Origin of the sequence: Candidatus Pelagibacter sp. HIMB1695 (assembly GCF_052047655.1) — a bacterium.
Taxonomy (GTDB): Bacteria; Pseudomonadota; Alphaproteobacteria; order Pelagibacterales; family Pelagibacteraceae; genus Pelagibacter.
The window spans coordinates 218389-235935 of the sequence record NZ_JBNAJT010000002.1 but is presented as its reverse complement, the minus strand read 5'-3'; the positions used below and the strand labels follow the sequence as shown (position 1 = coordinate 235935).

Here is a 17547-nt window from a genome sequence, read left to right as displayed (position 1 = left end):
CTTTTAATTTTTCTAAATCTTGCATTTTTTTACTCTATAAGTAAATATTCTGTTTGGATAAAATAACGATATTATTTTATTGTTTAAAAAAATTGAAAAAGGAAAAGTAAATAATCCCAACATAAAAAACTTAATGGCTATTAAAAAATTTTTTTTTTTATAGTTTGTATATGATATAGAAAATATTTCTGACCCTTCTCTATTTTTATTCTTTAATAAAGAAAAAAAATCATTAGCTAGAACTCTGCCACTTCTTAAATTTTGCAGCTTGTCATGTTTGCTCTGAAGTTGATTGGATAAGTTTTTAGTAAGACTATCTGGGTGGTGACGAAAATAAACTGATGATTTGTTGATTGATACTATGCTCCCTTTTATAGCTAAATTGATACATAGATCCCAATCATGTCCATATATTAATTTTTCATTATATATATTCTTTCTTTTTATATGTTTAAATCTTATGAGCAAACCTGAGTGAACCACTGGAAAAGTATAAGAAAAATATTTGTTTAATTTTTTTGGATAAATTGGAATATTTGATTTTTTATAAATCTCATTATTTGAATTAATTAGATAAAATTGACCACTTAATACTGAAATATTTTTGCGGTTTTTTATAAAATTATATGAGTCTTCAATCCAATTTTTTTCCAAAATATCATCTGCATCTAGATTGATAAAAAAATGGTATTTTTTTCTTAACTTGGACGTGAGCTGGTTTAAAGCTACAGTTCTAGGTAGAACTGTTGAATTTTTTAAAATAAATAAATTTTTATTATTTTTAAATTTATTTAATATTATTGGTGTTCTATCTGTTGATCCATTATCAAGTACAAAATAATCGAAAAGCCTACTATCATTTTTTAAAACACTATTAATTGAATTTTTTATATACCTTTGACCATTATAAACACTTGTAATTACTGCTATTTTTTTCATCTTTTTATAAAATTTTTTTAGAGAGTTTTTCAGCTCTATGCTTCCATCGTAATTGCCAAGCACATTGAGAACATTCACAATTATTTTTATAATTTCTGTTTTTAAAATCAAAAGATTTCTTATTGAACGATATAAAATTTATATTTTTACATCGAAAGATGAATTTTTTTATTTTTTTATTTACAAGCACCTTTTTTTTTCTAGCTATAGCCTCTCCTATGGGAATACCATAACCCTCATAAAATGAAGGGTAAATTACAATATATGATTGATCAACTAGACTTATTAAATCATTGGTTTTTACATTTTTCAATATCAAGAATTTTTGGTTTTTTTTCAATTTATCATGTATTAACTTGCCATAAAAATCAACTGGTGTTCCAACAAGTATGATTTTATCTACTTGTATCTGATCAATTATATTTAATAAATCTTCATGACCCTTGTGTTTTGCAAAATTACTTACGTAAAGAGCATATTTTCCAAAAGCTTTATATTTTTTATTTTTATTTTTATTTAAATTAAACCATTCGTTACCTATTGAATTTGGTATAACTGTTGAATTAACATTAATTTCTTTTTTTAATTTATATTTTACGTAATCACTTATTGCTATCCATGAAATACCAGGTTTGTAATACATAAGTTTAAATAAAAATTTCTTAAATTTTCCTCTCCTTTTATATCTAGACCAATCTTTCATGTCATGAACAGTAAACACAATTGGTAACGGAAATACTAGAGATACTATAAATAGATCTGTCATAAAAGTAATTGAAAAATTATAATTTAAAACAAATTTTATTAATTCAAAAATATTTAAATTTTTTATTTTTTTATTTTCATAAAATAAGATCCTATTAAAAGATAATCTGATAATTTTATAGTTATTTTTAAGTTCATTTATTAAATTATCATTTCTTACTTTTGCTCCAGAATAATCAAAATTACTATCCTCAATTATTAAAACTAATTTTTTATTCATAAGTTTTATTTTTTAATTTTTTTTAACAAAAAAATAAATAAATGACTATTTAAGTAAATTTTTTCAATCTTATATTCTTCAATATACTTATTATTTTTTTATTAACAGAATTATTCGGTAATTTTTTTATAAAATAATTTAGTTCAGGTTTTTTAATTATATTTAAAATTTTAAAAGCAATTTTTGAGAATTCATGAACTTCAATTTTTAATGAGTTTTTATCAATTAATTTTTGAGCTTTTGTTATTTCATATTTTATTTTTCTATTATTAATTTTAATTATACAATCAGTTAAAAGTATTTTACATAAATCATCAATAAACAAAATATCTCTAAAAAAATTGCTTTTGTTTAAAAATTTAAATTTTTTTCCTTTAAGCGATTTATGTATTATGCTGTTTATCAAAAGGTTTTTGCCTTTTTTTACTTCTTTAATAAAACCAAATACATTTGGTATAATAATATATTTTATGTTTGGATTTGATTTTTTAATTAAATTGTGACACTTTATATACCAGTAGTTAGCATCGCTTTTATTAAAGTTACTAATAACTTTATTGGTTGAGAGATGAATGTATGTAGTTTGCCTATTCTTAATCTCCTTGAATAAAATATTTATGTAAGTTTCAAAAAAATTGAATATGTCTTTACGTTTATGATTATCATATTTAGAAAACTCATCATATTGAATCGTAAACGTGTTAATTATTAAATCACACTTTGATACAAAATTTAAAAAATTTTTTTTAATTTTTATTTTATTTTTTTTTAAAATTTTTAATCTTGTTATGTAATCGCTTTTTTTCGAAAAATATTTCGATGTAGAAAAAAAATAAATACCTACTTTTTTTTTCTGAGATTGATTAAAAAATTTTATATTTTGGCCTATGTATCCCTTTCCAATAATTCCAATATTGATCATTATTTATTAAATATTCAGCCAAGGACTCAACGTTTCATTCTCTTCTATTTGATTTAATAATTCATACTCTCTTTTATTATCCATGCACTGCCAAAAACCTTCATGACAATAAGCCGAAAGTTTTCCTTTATCGCAAAGAGTTGAAAAAGGCTTTCTTTCAAGCATTGTATCAAAATTATCAATATAATTTAATATTTCAGGCTCAAATACAAAAAAACCTCCATTAATATATCCTTTACCAATTGATTTCTTTTCTTCAAAAGATTTTACAATATCATTGTTAACAGTAACCTCACCAAACCTTGCCGTAGGTCGCACAGCAGTGATTGTTGCAACTGATTTTTTTTTATTATGTATTTTTAGCAAATTTGAAATATTTACATTTCCAAGTCCATCACCATAAGTCATTAAGAATCTACCGTTGATATATTTTTTTGCCTTTAAAAGTCTGCCGCCTGTCATTGTATGCATACCTGTATCAACAAGTGTTACTTTCCAATCAATATTATTTTTCCACAGTTTTGTTATTTTGCCAGTTTTAAAGTTTATTTTTAAATCGCTATTTTCTAGAGAATAATTAATAAAATATCTTTTTAATATTTCAGACTTGTATCCCAATAAAATAACAAACTCATTAAAACCTTGTTTAGAATAAATTTCCATTATATGAAAAATCATTGGTTTATTACCAATCATTACTGACGGTTTTGGAACTTTAGATGTAAATTCAGAAAGCCTAGTACCGTATCCTCCTGCTAAAATAAAAACTTTCAATTTTTACTCCTATAAATTTAGCAATTAATTAAATTTAACATTCCAATCATAAGGAATATTGGGTGAGTCATACTTTTCCCTTCTTATCTCATTAGCATCATGCTCATAATCTGAACAATTGGCAACAATCGAAACTGTATTACCCAAACCCTTAAACCCATTCCATACATTTGGCGGAACAGTTACAAGTTTGTAATTTTCAGGACCCAAGAATAACTCCATTATTTCACCATATGTTCTGCTATTTTTTCGAGAGTCAAAAATAACAAATTTTATTTGTCCAAATAAAACTATATAATTTAAGGTCATTGTTTTATGTATATGCCAAGCCTTTATTACTCCTGGATTTATACATGAAAAATATATCTCTCCAAACTTCTTAAATTCTGGATCTGAAGATTTTATCATGTGCATTACCTTACCACGTTCATCAAATATTTGATTTTTTTCTGTTATTTTAACACCATCAATCACTAAAATATTCCTCTATTTGATCATTAGTTATACTTATTAATGAATTTTCATTTTTAAAATATTGATTGTACCAATCTCCTGTCCATTTAATAGTTTCATCTATATTAAGCTTAGGTTTCCATTTCAAATATTTTTTTGCCTTTTCACAATTAAGTTCTAGTAATTGACTTTCATAATAAACTTCGTCATTTCTATTTTTAATTGATAAATCTAAATTAAGATAATTTGATAGTTTAGAAACAAATTTTGAAACTTCTATACATGAAATGTTCTCAGGACCGAAATTCCACCCAATACTCTCAGAAAAAGAATTTTCTATGTTTGCTTTTTGTGTAGCTAATTTTAAATATCCAGAAATTGGTTCTAAGACGTGTTGCCAAGGTCTCGTTGCTTTTGGATTTCTTAACAATATAGGTTTTTTTGATTTAATACTTCTTACAATGTCTGGGATAAGCCTTCCCTCAGAAAAGTCACCTCCACCCACTACATTTCCTGCTCTAGTTGTACAAAATAAACCACCTAAGTTATCTTTAAAACTTTTATAGAATGAGTACAAAACTATTTCAACTGAAGCTTTGGAGCTACTATAAGGATCAACACCGCCTAATGTATCATTTTCTCTATAACCCCAATGCCATTCTTGATTTTTATAACATTTATCTGAGGTAATCATAATTGTAGATTCAATCCCTTCGCATGTTCTTACACATTCTGCTATATTCAAAGATCCAATGATATTTGTTGTGAATGTGTTTATTGGATCTTTATAACCTTCACCTACTATTGCCTGTGCAGCTAAGTGAAAAACAACCTGGGGTTTATGTTCATTAAATATTTTTTTTAGAGATTCAAGATTTCTTACATCCTCTTTAATTGAAACAATTTTTTTTTCACTAATATATTTAAATAAAGAATTTTTTTTTAGATCATTTGAAACACCTATAACCCTCGCTCCAAATTTTAGCAAAACTAAAGAAAGCCAAGAACCTTTAAAGCCGGTATGACCTGTAACTAATACGGTTTTATTTTTAAAAAAACTATTCAACTAAGTATCTATTTATTTTAATATTATCACTATTTGAAACATATTATTTATATAAAAAAATAAAATTTTTATTACTAGTACATTTATATTAATTTAGTTACAACTTCTAGTACCAAATATGAGTCTCAAACTATCAATCTGTATACCAACTTTTAATAGAGCAAAATATTTAAATAATCTTCTTAACTCTATTTACATTACAAAATCTCCTTTCTTAGCAAATACAGAAATTTGTATATCAGATAATAATTCATCTGATAAAACTGAAAATGTCGTTAAATCATTTGATGATAAATTAAATATAAATTACAAAAAACAAAATACAAATATTGGGCTTGCTAAAAATATTTTAAAAGTTGTAGATCTTGCAAAAGGTGAATTCGTTTGGATATTAGGAGATGATGACTTGATATTAAAAAATTCATTTGAAAAAATAAATAAAATTTTTAAATCAAATGCCGATGTAGATTTTATTTATGTAAATGCCTATAATATATCTAAAGAATATATTGAGAAATTTGAAAAACCTTTTGATACAAAAAATTTACCACAAAATATGGATAAATTCTCTGGATGGAATGTAAGTCATAAAACAATTTTTTTAAAATTGATTAATCCAAAAATTTCTTTTGATTATTTAGGGGGGGTTTTTCTTTCTATTTTTAAAAGAGAAAAATGGATAAATAATTTATCGTGTATAAATGTTAATAAAATAACAATCGAAAATTCCTTTTCTAATTTAGACAACACATTTCCTCATATAAAGATTTTTGCAAATGCATTCGTAAATTCAAAAGCATATTTTAATAGTGAGCCTCTTGTCGTATGTTTAAATGATGTAAGAGAATGGCTTGTATTTTATCCATTTATAAGATCCATAGTTTTAGTAGAGGCACTAAAAGAATATAAAAAAAATGGATTATCATATTTAAATTATTTTATTTGCAAAAATGCAATTTTATCAAATTTTTTTACAGATATAAGCTTTATACTTTTAAATAAAAATATTTCAGGTTATAAATACTTAAATATTAAAAAAATTTTAATCGAATATTTACTTTATCCAAATGTTTATTTATCAATATTTAGATATATTTTAAGAAAGTTAAAAAAATTAATAAGTAATAAAAGTATATATTAAAAAAAATATGAAAATTAGTTATGGTAAAAGTGTACATGGTAGAGAAGAAATAGCAGCAGTAGTTAAAGTATTGCAAAATTCTACACAGATGGGCAAAAACGTTTCTCAACTTGAGAAAAAAATAGCTAAAATGTTTAATAAAAAATTTGGAATAATGTTGAATTCAGCATCTTCAGCATTATTTATTGCGTTTGAAAGTATTAACATTCAAAAAGGTTCAGAAATAATAACTCCAGCACTTACTTTTGGAACCACAGTTTCCTCAATAATAAAAAATGGTTTTAAGCCAGTTTTTGTTGATGTTAAAGCAAATACATTTTGTATTAATGAGGATTTAATAGAAAAAGCAATAACTAAAAAAACAAAAGCAATATGTGTCCCTAATTTGATTGGGAATCTTCCAGATTGGAACAAACTATCTATAATTGCAAAAAAATATAATCTTTTTTTAATTGAAGATTCAGCAGATACACTTGGTGCAAAAATTGATGGAAAAACTTCAGGTATTTATTCAGATATTTCGATAACTAGTTTTTATGGATCCCATATAATCAATGGTGCAGGAAATGGTGGAATGTTATGTATTAATGATAAAAAAATATATAAAAAATCACTTTTATTAAGATCTTGGGGAAGAAGCTCTTCTCTTTATAAGGAAGGATCTGAAAAAATTGAAAATAGATTTAACGTAAAAATTGATGGTATTGATTATGATAAAAAATTTATTTTTGATGAATTAGGATATAACCTTGAACCATCAGAATTAAGTGCTGCATTTGCATTGGTACAGTTATCTAAACTAAAAGAAAATATAAAAAAAAGAGAGAGAAATTTTAATTATCATATAAATTTTTTTAAAAAATATGAAGATTTTTTTATACTTCCAGATACTCTTAGAAATGTAAAAACACCTTGGCTTGCTTTTGCCTTAATAATTAAAGACAGAGCTCCATTTAACAGAAAAAAAATGCAAATTTTCCTAGAAAAAAATAATATTCAAACACGTGTAGTTTTTACAGGTAATATTTTAAGACAGCCATGTATGAAAAATTCTAAAATAAAAGTCAACCCTAATAATTTTCCTCATGCTGACTTAGTAATGCGAGGTGGCTTATTATTAGGTTGTCATCAAGGACTAAAGAAAAAAGATTTAGACTATCTTCATGGTAAAGTCAAAGAATTCCTTAGCAAATAATACGCACGAAACTCTTTTAATAACAGGGGCAACTGGATTTTTAGGTAGAGATTTTGTTAACCGAATTAGAAACAAAGGTTTTGAAATAATCATTATTACAACTAATAAAAAAAATAAAATATTTAATAATAAAATATATCAATCAATTCAAAAATTCGATTATTCTGATAAAGACTTATTTAGAATTTCAAAATTAAAAAATATTTTTGGTATTGTTCATTTAGCTACTGACTACGGAAGAAAGAATAATAATAAAAAACTTATTTATAATGCTAATTATAATATTCCATTAAGATTATTTAAACTTATAAAAAAAGACAAATTAAATTTTTATTTAAATACTGATACTTATTATGAAAGAAATATTGGGCAGTCTTCAGGTTTAGTAAAATATGTTAAAAGTAAAAAAGATTTTGTAGATTCAATGAAAAAAAATTGCCACAATATGTCTATTAACTTTATTAATTGTATAATTCATCACATGTATGGTCCAAATGATGGAAAAGATAAGTTTATACCTACTATGATTAGGAAAATGAAAAATAATGAAAAAATAATTAATTTAACAAAAGGAAATCAAAAAAAAGATTTTATACATGTATCAGATGTATCAAGAGCAATTGTTAAAATTATCAAATATCAAAAAAAGAGCAAAAATATTATAAATAATTATGAAATTGGGTACAGCAAATCATACTCAATTAAATTTATCTTAATTAAATTAAAAAAATTAATAGGAAGTAAAACTAAATTAAATTTTGGAGCTATCAGTACAACCACTGGAGAAAAAAAATCATACAAAGCAAATTGTAAAAATTTGTTTAAGATTGGATGGAAGCCAAAAATAAATATTAATAAAGGTTTAAAAAATTTAAAATAATCTTAAATTAAAATGATTTTTTTTAAATCAATGTTTCTTAGATACAGATATAAGGAAATCATTTTTTATATTATATAGATGTTCGTCTATATTATTTGAATTTATCATTACACCAATTTCTTTATTATCATGGTTAGAAAGCATTACATCTAATATTAGATCTCCGATTTCAGATTTAAAATGAGTATCCCACCACCATTTCATTTTATTGTTAGGTTTATTAATTGGAGGTAGTTTTTCTAAAGTGATTTGATTTACAACAGAAAAATCCCATATTGGAAATGGTGTTTGATTGTAAAGTTTTGCAATTCTTTCATTTTCATTAACTAACTTAGATTTCCATATCTCAAAATTTGACCAGTTATCTGTTGTAGAAATAGCTTTCATCTGCACCAGATGCATTGGTGGAATTGCTATATGAAGATCAGTATTTTTTTCATAACTTCTTGTTAAAATTTTTTTATATATATCCCATGTTTTAATTTTCTCATTTGAAAATTTATAATTTCTATAAAGTTTATTAATAAAAGTATTTTCTTTTTTGGAAAATAGTTTTCTATGTCCACCCTCTTTGTCAACTCTTTCTTGCATATGATGTCTTTCTCTCATGCCATTTTGTAAATATTTGTAATGAATTGTATTTTGCAATTTAATTGTATTAATGCTTCCAATTAAAGCATCTAAAGAAGTTAATAGAGCAAGTTTATTTCCAGTAGTATATTGAGGCTTACCATCAAAACTAACCGACAAATTTCTTTCGTCAAAGTCGACTTTGTTTTCTACGCTTGCATTAAACATATAAAAATCTAAAAAAAGGAGAATTTTTTTTTGATTTTTAATATAATTTGCATGTTGAAAATAACGATACAGTTCATATAAATTTGGGCCAGGAAGTCCCAAATTGTATGTAGAATAATTCTCAAAAAACTCACTATCAGGATCAAAACCAAATTCAGCTTTTGAACTGCCTAAAATAACTGCATTAGGCTTTTTGTCTTTTACAGCAAAAGCTTTGGCCATTCTTATATGCTTTTCAAATATTGGCTTATCCATATTGAGATTATTTACTCTTGGATTTTCATATAATCCATAAGGATCGATTAAACGATTAAAAGTTAATACTAACAGTAAAAAACTTATAAAAATTAAAAATATCGTGAATGTATATTTTTTTAAATTCATAATTTTAAAATTGAAAATATATAAATTCAGAGACGCTGCTTAAATTCATAAATGTATATAAAAATACAAATGATAAAATAATTGCCCAAAGTAAACTGGGTTTCCACTTAATTTTTACTAATTCAATACCTTTATTATCAAAATTGCCAATTCCAGGAAAAAATATGTTAAAAATATTATTGGAATTTGGCATAAGTATACAAATTAGAAATAATGATATTACTATTAAGATTTGTTTTATCCCATAAAAATATAATAATCTCCCCTCTTTTAATCCAATAAATTCTATTATGTTTTGACCAAAATAATTAGATATAAATTGATACCATAAAGTAGGTATTAATATTTCGTCAATTTTAAACATAGCAGAAAAAATTATAACCGCAGATTCAAAAGTTTGAGCTCTAAACAATACAAAAGATATTGATACTAATATGAATAGTGTTAAGCAACTTAAAAAGTATCTTATGAAACCTAAATTATGAAAAAAATTTTTAATTTTGGAACCTTGAATTTTATTTAAAATATCATAAATGATAAAATATACAGCATGAAGAAGGCCAAATAAAACAAAATTTATACCTGATCCATGCCATATTCCAACTAATAGATATGTAATTAATATTGGAATAACAAATATAAAAAAATAATTTATAAATTTGTTTGTTTTCCGCTTTATAATAAAACGAGAAAAAAATAAAGTAATTGGATAATAAAGGTAATTTTTTATAAACGTTCCAAGACTTATATGCCAAGTTTTCCAAAAATCTTTAATATTTGTTGATTTAAATGGAGAATTAAAATTTATGGGAAGTTTTATTCCAAACATATATCCTAAACCAATTGCCATATCTGCATATCCAGAAAAATCAAAATATAACTGAAAACTATAGCAAAAAACTCCAAACCAAGCCTCAAGAAATGATATATTTATTGATTGATCTGCAGCAAAAAAAATTGGACTGGAAAAACTTGAAATTTGATCAGCAATAACAACTTTTTTAAACAAACCTATTATAAAAATAGACAATCCTATTGCTAAATATTTTGATTTTTTTTCATTCCAGTCAGAATTTCCAAATTGAGGAAGCATTTGGGAATGATGTACAATAGGCCCAGCTATTAATTGAGGAAAAAAAGATACAAAAATTAAATAGTTTCTAAAATTTAGGTCTTTAACTTTTTTTTTATGCACATCTACTAAAAAAGTAATTTGTTGAAAAGTGAAAAATGATATTCCAAGGGGAAGTATAATTTGTTTTGTTATTAATTCAAAATTAGAAGAAAATTCAATTATATCTATGAAAAAATTATAATACTTAAAATATCCAATTACAATCAAATTAAAAACTATACCCAAAATCAATATGATTTTTTTATTTTTATAAAATATTAAATTTCCAAATAAGAAATTTGTAGTTATTGATCCAATAATCAAAAAAAAATAAATTGGATTCCACCAGCAATAAAAAAATAATGATGCAAATATTAACCAATAGATTGCAGTTTTATTGTTAAATTTTATAAAGAAAAAATTATATAGCAACCAAGTGACTGGTAAAAAAAATAAAATAAATTGATATGAGTTAAAAAGCACAGTTTATTATTTTGGGCTAATTACTAAATCGTAGTTATCAAGTTTATTTACATCAATGATCCATTCACTATTCAATTCTTCATCTATGTTTAGATTTGAAAAACCCAATTTTTTATAATGATCTTTTACAAGATCATTTTTTCCTGAATTTCTATATATTCCTTTAATCTTTTTTATATTTTTTAAATTTGCGACTTTCCTTAGATGATTTAGAGAAAATTCCTCAACTTTTCTTCCTAGCACCCTACAACTCATAATCCAGGTATCAATTTCCCAAATATCATCGACTTTTTTACAGATTATTAGACTTATTAAACCATTATCTCCAAAGATATCCTCAAGTCTTATTTGAAATGTTGAATAGGTTCCACTTTGCATAATGTCTTTAATTTCACTCAATTTATATCTTTTAGTAGTTAAATTAAATTGATTTGATCGTAAAATTAGCTGTGTAATTCGACTTAAATCATTTTCTTGAAATTGTTTGATTTCAGCCTTCATTTTTAGAGTTTTTAAATAACTTCCAATATCCTTACTGATACTTAACAAATTCGAACGTTTGATATTTGCATTGTAACTATCTACTCTTTTGGTGTCTTCCTCTGAAAAAACTATTGTCTCAAAATAACCTCCTGCCAAAAGAGTTCTAACATATGTTTCGGGGTCATTTGTCAATTCTGGAACTGCTACTTCTGGAATATGTTGTCTGACAATATCTCTTTCCATGGGATTATCATCTAGAAATACAAATGAGTCTAACGAGAGATTAAGTGAGTTTGAAATTTCAATTATATTACTTGGCTTATCTTTCCAGTTAGCTTTAAATACAGTTATATGATCTTCTTTAAGAATCATATCTCTATGATTCTTGAAAACTTCTTTTGCAATTTTTTCATCATTTTTTGAACATACAGCAATAACTATACCCCTATCTCGTAATGTGAGAATCATTTTTTGAATATCCAAATATATTTCACCTATTTTATCATTTTTACCTAATTTAATTCCATTCAAGCCATCATCACCAATAACGCCGCCCCAAATTGTGTTATCAAGATCTATTACCAATACTTTTTTTGTTTTACCTGATATTGTAGCGATAATTCGCGACAAATGCTCAGTATACAAAGGCACATATTTTTGTGCAAAAGGAAGTTTGGCATGATAGTGCATTGTTTGATCATGCCAAGAATTGGTTCCAACAATTTCTGATAGAGCTGATACATCAAAAATATAGTCACTAGAATTTTTTAAATTATTTATCAAAGTAGTATTAAATTGATTAATGAAATTTCTATCTGTTCCTAGTATAGAACTTTCAATATTTCCAAAATAAAGTTCAGGTTGCTGTGGTAGTGTTTGACAAATACAAGGTGCCTTGAATTTATTATTTAGCTTTTCCCTTATTTCATTAAGATATTTTATTGAGTCAGTTTCATCGTTATTTTTATCAAAAAAATTTTTGCCTTGCCTAAGTATTGAGTAACCCTTAACATCAATAGCAAGAAGAATAAAATCTAAATTTAAATTTTCAAAAGGATTTAAATCTCCTAAAGCAATTTGAGCTAGTTGATCGTATGGTGCCTCAAATATATTTATAACTAAACCATGCCTTAAACCTGATACAACCAAATTAGGTATCAAATGAGATGAGGTATGATTTGAAATAATACCAAGGTTTATTTGTTTTAAATTATTTTTTTTTAATTCGAAGTCTTCAATTTTTTTAAACTTGTTGAATATTTTGATTACATTTAAAGTATTTAGTCTACATTTAATTAATTTATTTAACTCTTGATAATTGATTTTTTTAGAAAAAATTTTTTTCAACTTTTCGTCAAAATCATTTGGTGCTTCTGGATACCATTCTAAATTTTCATATAAATTTTTATGCATCTGTTGATTGAATTCTTAAAGATTTTTTTTTACAATTTTAAATATTTTGTCAGCGGCATTTTGAGGGTTATCAATTTGATTATTTTTTCTCATTTTATTAAGAAATCTTTCATCAAAAGACTTTAACATATTGGACTCGGTAAAACTAGGTGAAATAGTATCTACACTCAACCACTCATATTCTTTTTTTAAAGAAGATAACAATCCAAGCAATCCATACTTTGATACAATATATGGTGTCATATTTTTGATACTTGCATTAAGTGGTTTTCCCATTGCCTCTGACAATACTCCTACAACAATTCCTTTTTTGTTTTTTTTAAAAATTTTTTTAACCATACCTGACAAAAGCTTATGGTTACCCACAACATTTACTTCAAACTGTTTATATATTTGGTCAAGATTCAAGCTTGTGAATGGTTTTAGTTCAAAATTAGGTGAAGCACAAAGTACTACACCAACTAAATTAAAATTGAGACCACTAATTTCATTTACTAAATTATTTATACTTTCAGTATTTTGTAAATTTAAAAAAATACTTGGTGAAGAATATTTTGCAGATAATTGTTCAGCTTTTATTTTATTATTATTATATGTAATTATGGGTACGATATCTTCTCTATTTAAAATTTCTACAAGATTTTCTCCAATTGAACCAGTAGCTCCAGTTACTAGAAGCGCATTTTTCATTTTTTATATTTAGAATTTATTAAGATTGTATTTGCTTTACCCCTTACCTTTAAAACATCATGTCTAAGAGAAAATATTTTAAGCAGTATTTCAATTGATGATGTTGCTTCTGATATATATTTTATCTCAGCTATCAATTCTGCTTCCTCATTTATGTAAAGTGGTTTTAAAAAAGATAAGTTTAAATTTGTCCAAATAGAATTTTTTCCAGGTAGATGCATCCCTAGCATTTGTGAGATTTTTGCAATAAGCAAACCGCCATACACAACTCTATCCTTATAACCACGTGAAATCGCAAATGATTTGTCGGTATGTAAAGGATTAGAATCACCAGAAATCTTTTCAAAATTCAACATCATTTCTAAGTCAATTTTAAATTTTAAATTATGCTTATAACCAACCTTTAAATCATTTAATGATAAAATATTTTTATAATTATTCACAATTTATAATCAGAATGTATTTTTATAATATTGAATAATATTTTCAGATTATTCATTAGATTTTATTTTCTCCAAAATAAGATTATGGAAATCATTTACATTATTAAGTGAATCTATCTCATTTACAGAAAATTTTATTCCAAAATCAATTTCATGGGCTACAATTAATCTCATATGTGAAAGACTATCCCATTCTTCTATATCTTCAGCAGTAGTTTCTGGTGTAATATCTATTTCGTCATCATCAAAAACTTCTCTAAAAATTTCTTTAGATCTATTTATAATTTCATTTAAATTCATAAGCAATTCTTTACTTTTCTGATTTATGTTGATTTCAATATATATCAAAAATAGTGAAACTTTAATAACAAATGATTTATTTACAATTTTAAATTTTGCTTGGTATTAATCGTTAAATTCATTTATATCCTTAAGAGCGTAAGAAAAATCATTTAATTTTAAAATACCACAATTTTCAAACTCAAATATTTCATTACGACTTTTATGTGCTGTTGAAATTCTACATAAACTAGGTAATCCTATTGAATAATTATTTTTATTAATTTGTGTATTTTCAACTCCTTCACGAATTGACAAGAAAAGAGGTCTATTTTCTACAACACCTGCAACGCATTTATCGTATCCATTCATAATTGTTGTTTTAATAATTTCGTCAATAACCATAGTAGGTCTATCCAAATAGCAAGTTTCTAAAAAAACAAAAAAATCATAAAATTTTTCTTTATTTTCCAAACTAGATACTTGTTTAAAAGTTAATTCAAAAATATTGATTTCCTCATCTTGCTTTTCTTTTTCAACAAGTTGAAATGTATTCGGAATTTTAAATCCTAATTTTATAAAATTCTTAACATTTGGAACAAACCAGTAAATATCTTTAACAAGTCTACTATTTTTTATAGTTTTAATGACTGAATTAACAACTTTATCTGCATATTTGCTTTCTAAATCTTTTTTCGATGTATTAATAATAATAGCTATATCTGAGTTAAAATTACTATCATAAGAAATTTTTTCCAAGATATTTTCCTCTAAGATATTAATTACTCCTCTAAGTCTATTCTCGTTATTGTCTTGATTGATACCGTGATAATGAAAAACGACAGCATCAGCTTGATAAGCTATTTTATAACCTTGGCTAATTATTTTCTTAGACCAAACGCGATCTTCAATATTGGAAACTTCTTCATCAAATTCAAATTTTTCAAGCAATGATCTTTTTATGCAAGAATTTGCATTATGAAAGAAAAAATCTTTTTTTTGAATTCTAGATTCAATTGAAAATTGATTTATTAAATCTCTTTTATCAGTTAAAGAACTAAAGGGTGTTGGTACTTGTCTACCGTAAGAAACTAAAGAAATATTTGAGAATATAGGTTCTAAAATTTGGCTTAACCACTGTTTGTTTGATGGAATACAATGTGCAGACAAAAAAACTAAATAATTACCATTAGAATTTTTCCAACCAAAATTTAATGACTCGCCAGGTTTATATCCTTTTTTACTTGGTACGTATGATAAAAACTTAACATCTAATTTATATTCTTTAGCAACTTGTTGGGCCCTTTTTACCGTGTTATCTGAGCTTTTACTGTCAACTATTATTATTTCGAAAGGTAAATTAATTTCTTGTGAGGCAACTGCCTTAAGACACATACCAATCCATTTCTCTTCATTGTAAGTTCTTATTATTATTGAAATCATTTTATTTTTTTTAATACAGAATAAAAATTATTTGAAATTAAATTAATATTTTTGTGAGTTTTATATGTGCTAGCACGCATTAATGCTTCTTTTAAGATTTCATAATAATGAGCTTTTAATCTATTAGTATTTATTTTGATAGTATTTTTATTGATTAATTGCGATGAAAAACCATAATAAACTTGTTGCTTTGAATGATCTATTGTCAAATTAATTCCTTTTTTTGGTAAATTGACTTGAGTAATTTTCAAATCAATTCCTAATGACCATGAAGTTGTAAGAGAATAACTAACTTTTAAAGAGGGAATATTAAATAATGCTTTTACAAAACTAACATTTTTAAAATCACTTTGTTTATTATTTAATTTAAATTTTTTTGAAATATCTCCAAATATTTCACTTATAACAGATAAAGCATTTAATCCACTATCAGTCCATGAGTTAATTAATGAATTAATTTTAGCTGGGTTTTTTCCATATGGGTCAGTAAATAATTGATTAATTTGCATGCCATATAAATCTTTTTTTTTAAACTTTCCAATAATTTTTTTTACTTGATCTATTTCAATTCCTTTAGATGCATGTAATGCAAAATATAATTTTGATTTTTTAAAATTTTTTTTAATATAATCAAAGTCTTTTTTAGTTAACGCCGGTGGTTTTTCTAAAATAATTAATTTACAATTGTCCTTAATATACTTTAAAAGCTCAATTTTTTGACTTGCAGGAACTGACAAAATAATAATAGTATTTTTATCAATTAGATTACTATCAAATCTCTTTTGAAAAAAAAATATATTTTTATTTTGGTAATTTTTTTTTTTATTTATAAAATTTTTATCTAACTTTAAATCGTAAATAAATGTTTCATCTATATATTTTTTTAAATCTTGTGAGGCACTAAGATATGTCTGTCCTGCATGACCAAATCCAATTATAATTAACCTATGAATTTTTTCTGGTTTCATAAATATGTCTTACAAGCTCAAGATCATCTGTTGTATCAACATCTATTGATGAGATTTTATCCATTTTATAAAATCCAACTTTTCCTCCTATTCTAGCTCCCTCTTTTAATAAATTTTTTTTGAAAATATATACGCTTTTATTTTCTCTCCATTGATTCCATCCTTCAAGCTGATTAGGTCCTCTAGTGAAAGGACTATAATTTATTGGTCCTACAATTGAATTATTTGGTCCTATTCTCCATAAATATTCTCTACTTTCTGTAACTGACAACAAACTATCAAATCTATTTGTTTTAAAAATATTATAAGCCTCTTTTATATCTACCGCTTTTCTTAACGGAGCAGTTGCATATAATAAAGCTACTTCATCAACTATAATATTTTGATCATTCTCAAATTTTTTGATTGACCATTCTATCAATCGATCTACTTCCTGTACGGTATTGTCATGCCAATATTCTTCTGGTCTATCTTGTATAATAACTTTATCAACACCTAAAAATTTAGACTTCACTAAATTTCTTATTTCTTCATCTTCAGAATTTACTAAAATAAAATTAAATATTTTAGAATCTATTGCCGACTTAATTGCAATTTCAACCAGGGTTTCATTACCCATTTTCATGAGATTTTTTCTTTTGATCCCTTTAGATCCGCCTCTAGCTGGAATAAATGCTACTGTTAGTTTTTGCAA

The 17547-nt window shown here is 24.6% G+C and carries 18 protein-coding genes; 3 read left to right on the top strand and 15 right to left on the bottom strand.

What is annotated here, in order from left to right; translation table 11 throughout:
* Positions 1–12 precede the first annotated feature (12 nt).
* From ACTTAX_RS07620 to rfbG, 6 genes are read right to left on the bottom strand one after another with little or no spacing between them, the layout of a single operon-like run.
* Positions 13–939, bottom strand: a complete 927-nt coding sequence (locus ACTTAX_RS07620) for a glycosyltransferase family A protein (RefSeq protein ID WP_440694037.1) — start codon at positions 937–939, stop codon at positions 13–15.
* Between the two features lie 4 nt (positions 940–943).
* The gene (locus ACTTAX_RS07615) at positions 944–1924 is read right to left on the bottom strand and encodes a glycosyltransferase (protein ID WP_440694036.1); all 981 of its coding nucleotides are present in this window, start codon (positions 1922–1924) and stop codon (positions 944–946) included.
* Positions 1925–1973: 49 nt separating this feature from the next.
* Entirely contained in the window at positions 1974–2846 is an 873-nt protein-coding gene (locus ACTTAX_RS07610; RefSeq protein ID WP_440694035.1) for a hypothetical protein, read from the bottom strand.
* Between the two features lie 6 nt (positions 2847–2852).
* A complete protein-coding gene (locus tag ACTTAX_RS07605) occupies positions 2853–3620 on the bottom strand; it encodes a sugar phosphate nucleotidyltransferase (RefSeq protein ID WP_440694034.1) in 768 nt (255 codons plus the stop codon).
* A 24-nt stretch (positions 3621–3644) separates the two neighbouring features.
* A complete protein-coding gene (locus ACTTAX_RS07600) occupies positions 3645–4094 on the bottom strand; it encodes a dTDP-4-dehydrorhamnose 3,5-epimerase family protein (protein WP_440694033.1) in 450 nt (149 codons plus the stop codon).
* Positions 4087–5139 carry a CDP-glucose 4,6-dehydratase gene (gene rfbG / locus ACTTAX_RS07595; protein ID WP_440694032.1) on the bottom strand — a complete coding sequence of 351 codons (1053 nt, stop codon included), beginning with the start codon at positions 5137–5139 and terminating at the stop codon, positions 4087–4089. Before rfbG ends, ACTTAX_RS07600 begins: the two co-directional genes overlap by 8 nt.
* 118 nt (positions 5140–5257) lie before the next feature.
* Here rfbG and ACTTAX_RS07590 point away from each other — a divergent pair, with 118 nt between their 5' ends.
* Genes ACTTAX_RS07590 through ACTTAX_RS07580 form a run of 3 tightly spaced genes read left to right on the top strand, consistent with a single transcriptional unit; the run spans position 5258 to position 8355 of the window.
* Positions 5258–6280 carry a glycosyltransferase family 2 protein gene (locus ACTTAX_RS07590; RefSeq protein ID WP_440694031.1) on the top strand — a complete coding sequence of 341 codons (1023 nt, stop codon included), beginning with the start codon at positions 5258–5260 and terminating at the stop codon, positions 6278–6280.
* Between the two features lie 7 nt (positions 6281–6287).
* On the top strand, positions 6288–7475 hold the full coding sequence (locus tag ACTTAX_RS07585) for a DegT/DnrJ/EryC1/StrS family aminotransferase (protein WP_440694030.1): 1188 nt from the start codon (positions 6288–6290) through the stop codon (positions 7473–7475).
* A complete protein-coding gene (locus ACTTAX_RS07580; RefSeq protein ID WP_440694029.1) occupies positions 7444–8355 on the top strand; it encodes an NAD-dependent epimerase/dehydratase family protein in 912 nt (303 codons plus the stop codon). The genes ACTTAX_RS07585 and ACTTAX_RS07580 overlap by 32 nt, the downstream gene beginning before the upstream one ends.
* Before the next feature lie 27 nt (positions 8356–8382).
* Here the strand turns inward: ACTTAX_RS07580 and ACTTAX_RS07575 are convergent, their stop codons facing one another.
* From ACTTAX_RS07575 to ACTTAX_RS07535, 9 genes are all read right to left on the bottom strand, one after another.
* The gene (locus ACTTAX_RS07575; RefSeq protein ID WP_440694028.1) at positions 8383–9537 is read right to left on the bottom strand and encodes a hypothetical protein; all 1155 of its coding nucleotides are present in this window, start codon (positions 9535–9537) and stop codon (positions 8383–8385) included.
* A gap of 4 nt (positions 9538–9541) precedes the next feature.
* Positions 9542–10903: an MBOAT family O-acyltransferase gene (locus ACTTAX_RS07570; protein WP_440694027.1), complete on the bottom strand. Its 1362-nt coding sequence runs from the start codon at positions 10901–10903 to the stop codon at positions 9542–9544.
* Positions 10904–11140: 237 nt separating this feature from the next.
* Positions 11141–13030, bottom strand: a complete 1890-nt coding sequence (locus ACTTAX_RS07565; RefSeq protein ID WP_440694026.1) for an HAD-IIIC family phosphatase — start codon at positions 13028–13030, stop codon at positions 11141–11143.
* Positions 13031–13045: 15 nt separating this feature from the next.
* Positions 13046–13720, bottom strand: coding sequence for an SDR family NAD(P)-dependent oxidoreductase (locus tag ACTTAX_RS07560; protein ID WP_440694025.1), 675 nt, complete (start codon positions 13718–13720; stop codon positions 13046–13048).
* A complete protein-coding gene (locus ACTTAX_RS07555; protein ID WP_440694024.1) occupies positions 13717–14163 on the bottom strand; it encodes a MaoC/PaaZ C-terminal domain-containing protein in 447 nt (148 codons plus the stop codon). The genes ACTTAX_RS07560 and ACTTAX_RS07555 overlap by 4 nt, the downstream gene beginning before the upstream one ends.
* A gap of 48 nt (positions 14164–14211) precedes the next feature.
* The gene (locus tag ACTTAX_RS07550; RefSeq protein ID WP_440694023.1) at positions 14212–14463 is read right to left on the bottom strand and encodes an acyl carrier protein; all 252 of its coding nucleotides are present in this window, start codon (positions 14461–14463) and stop codon (positions 14212–14214) included.
* A 105-nt stretch (positions 14464–14568) separates the two neighbouring features.
* Positions 14569–15885 carry a glycosyltransferase gene (locus tag ACTTAX_RS07545; RefSeq protein WP_440694022.1) on the bottom strand — a complete coding sequence of 439 codons (1317 nt, stop codon included), beginning with the start codon at positions 15883–15885 and terminating at the stop codon, positions 14569–14571.
* On the bottom strand, positions 15882–16853 hold the full coding sequence (locus tag ACTTAX_RS07540) for a hypothetical protein (RefSeq protein WP_440694021.1): 972 nt from the start codon (positions 16851–16853) through the stop codon (positions 15882–15884). Before ACTTAX_RS07540 ends, ACTTAX_RS07545 begins: the two co-directional genes overlap by 4 nt.
* Positions 16831–17547 carry an acylneuraminate cytidylyltransferase family protein gene (locus tag ACTTAX_RS07535; RefSeq protein ID WP_440694020.1) on the bottom strand — a complete coding sequence of 239 codons (717 nt, stop codon included), beginning with the start codon at positions 17545–17547 and terminating at the stop codon, positions 16831–16833. Before ACTTAX_RS07535 ends, ACTTAX_RS07540 begins: the two co-directional genes overlap by 23 nt.

Coding starts and splice junctions, on each gene's coding strand:
- ACTTAX_RS07620 (WP_440694037.1), bottom strand. CDS start 939: ATGAAAAAAATAGCAGTAATTACAAGTGTTTATAATGGTCAAAGGTAT.
- ACTTAX_RS07615 (WP_440694036.1), bottom strand. CDS start 1,924: ATGAATAAAAAATTAGTTTTAATAATTGAGGATAGTAATTTTGATTAT.
- ACTTAX_RS07610 (WP_440694035.1), bottom strand. CDS start 2,846: ATGATCAATATTGGAATTATTGGAAAGGGATACATAGGCCAAAATATA.
- ACTTAX_RS07590 (WP_440694031.1), top strand. CDS start 5,258: ATGAGTCTCAAACTATCAATCTGTATACCAACTTTTAATAGAGCAAAA.
- ACTTAX_RS07585 (WP_440694030.1), top strand. CDS start 6,288: ATGAAAATTAGTTATGGTAAAAGTGTACATGGTAGAGAAGAAATAGCA.
- ACTTAX_RS07580 (WP_440694029.1), top strand. CDS start 7,444: ATGGTAAAGTCAAAGAATTCCTTAGCAAATAATACGCACGAAACTCTT.
- ACTTAX_RS07575 (WP_440694028.1), bottom strand. CDS start 9,537: ATGAATTTAAAAAAATATACATTCACGATATTTTTAATTTTTATAAGT.
- ACTTAX_RS07565 (WP_440694026.1), bottom strand. CDS start 13,030: ATGCATAAAAATTTATATGAAAATTTAGAATGGTATCCAGAAGCACCA.
- ACTTAX_RS07560 (WP_440694025.1), bottom strand. CDS start 13,720: ATGAAAAATGCGCTTCTAGTAACTGGAGCTACTGGTTCAATTGGAGAA.
- ACTTAX_RS07550 (WP_440694023.1), bottom strand. CDS start 14,463: ATGAATTTAAATGAAATTATAAATAGATCTAAAGAAATTTTTAGAGAA.
- ACTTAX_RS07545 (WP_440694022.1), bottom strand. CDS start 15,885: ATGATTTCAATAATAATAAGAACTTACAATGAAGAGAAATGGATTGGT.
- ACTTAX_RS07540 (WP_440694021.1), bottom strand. CDS start 16,853: ATGAAACCAGAAAAAATTCATAGGTTAATTATAATTGGATTTGGTCAT.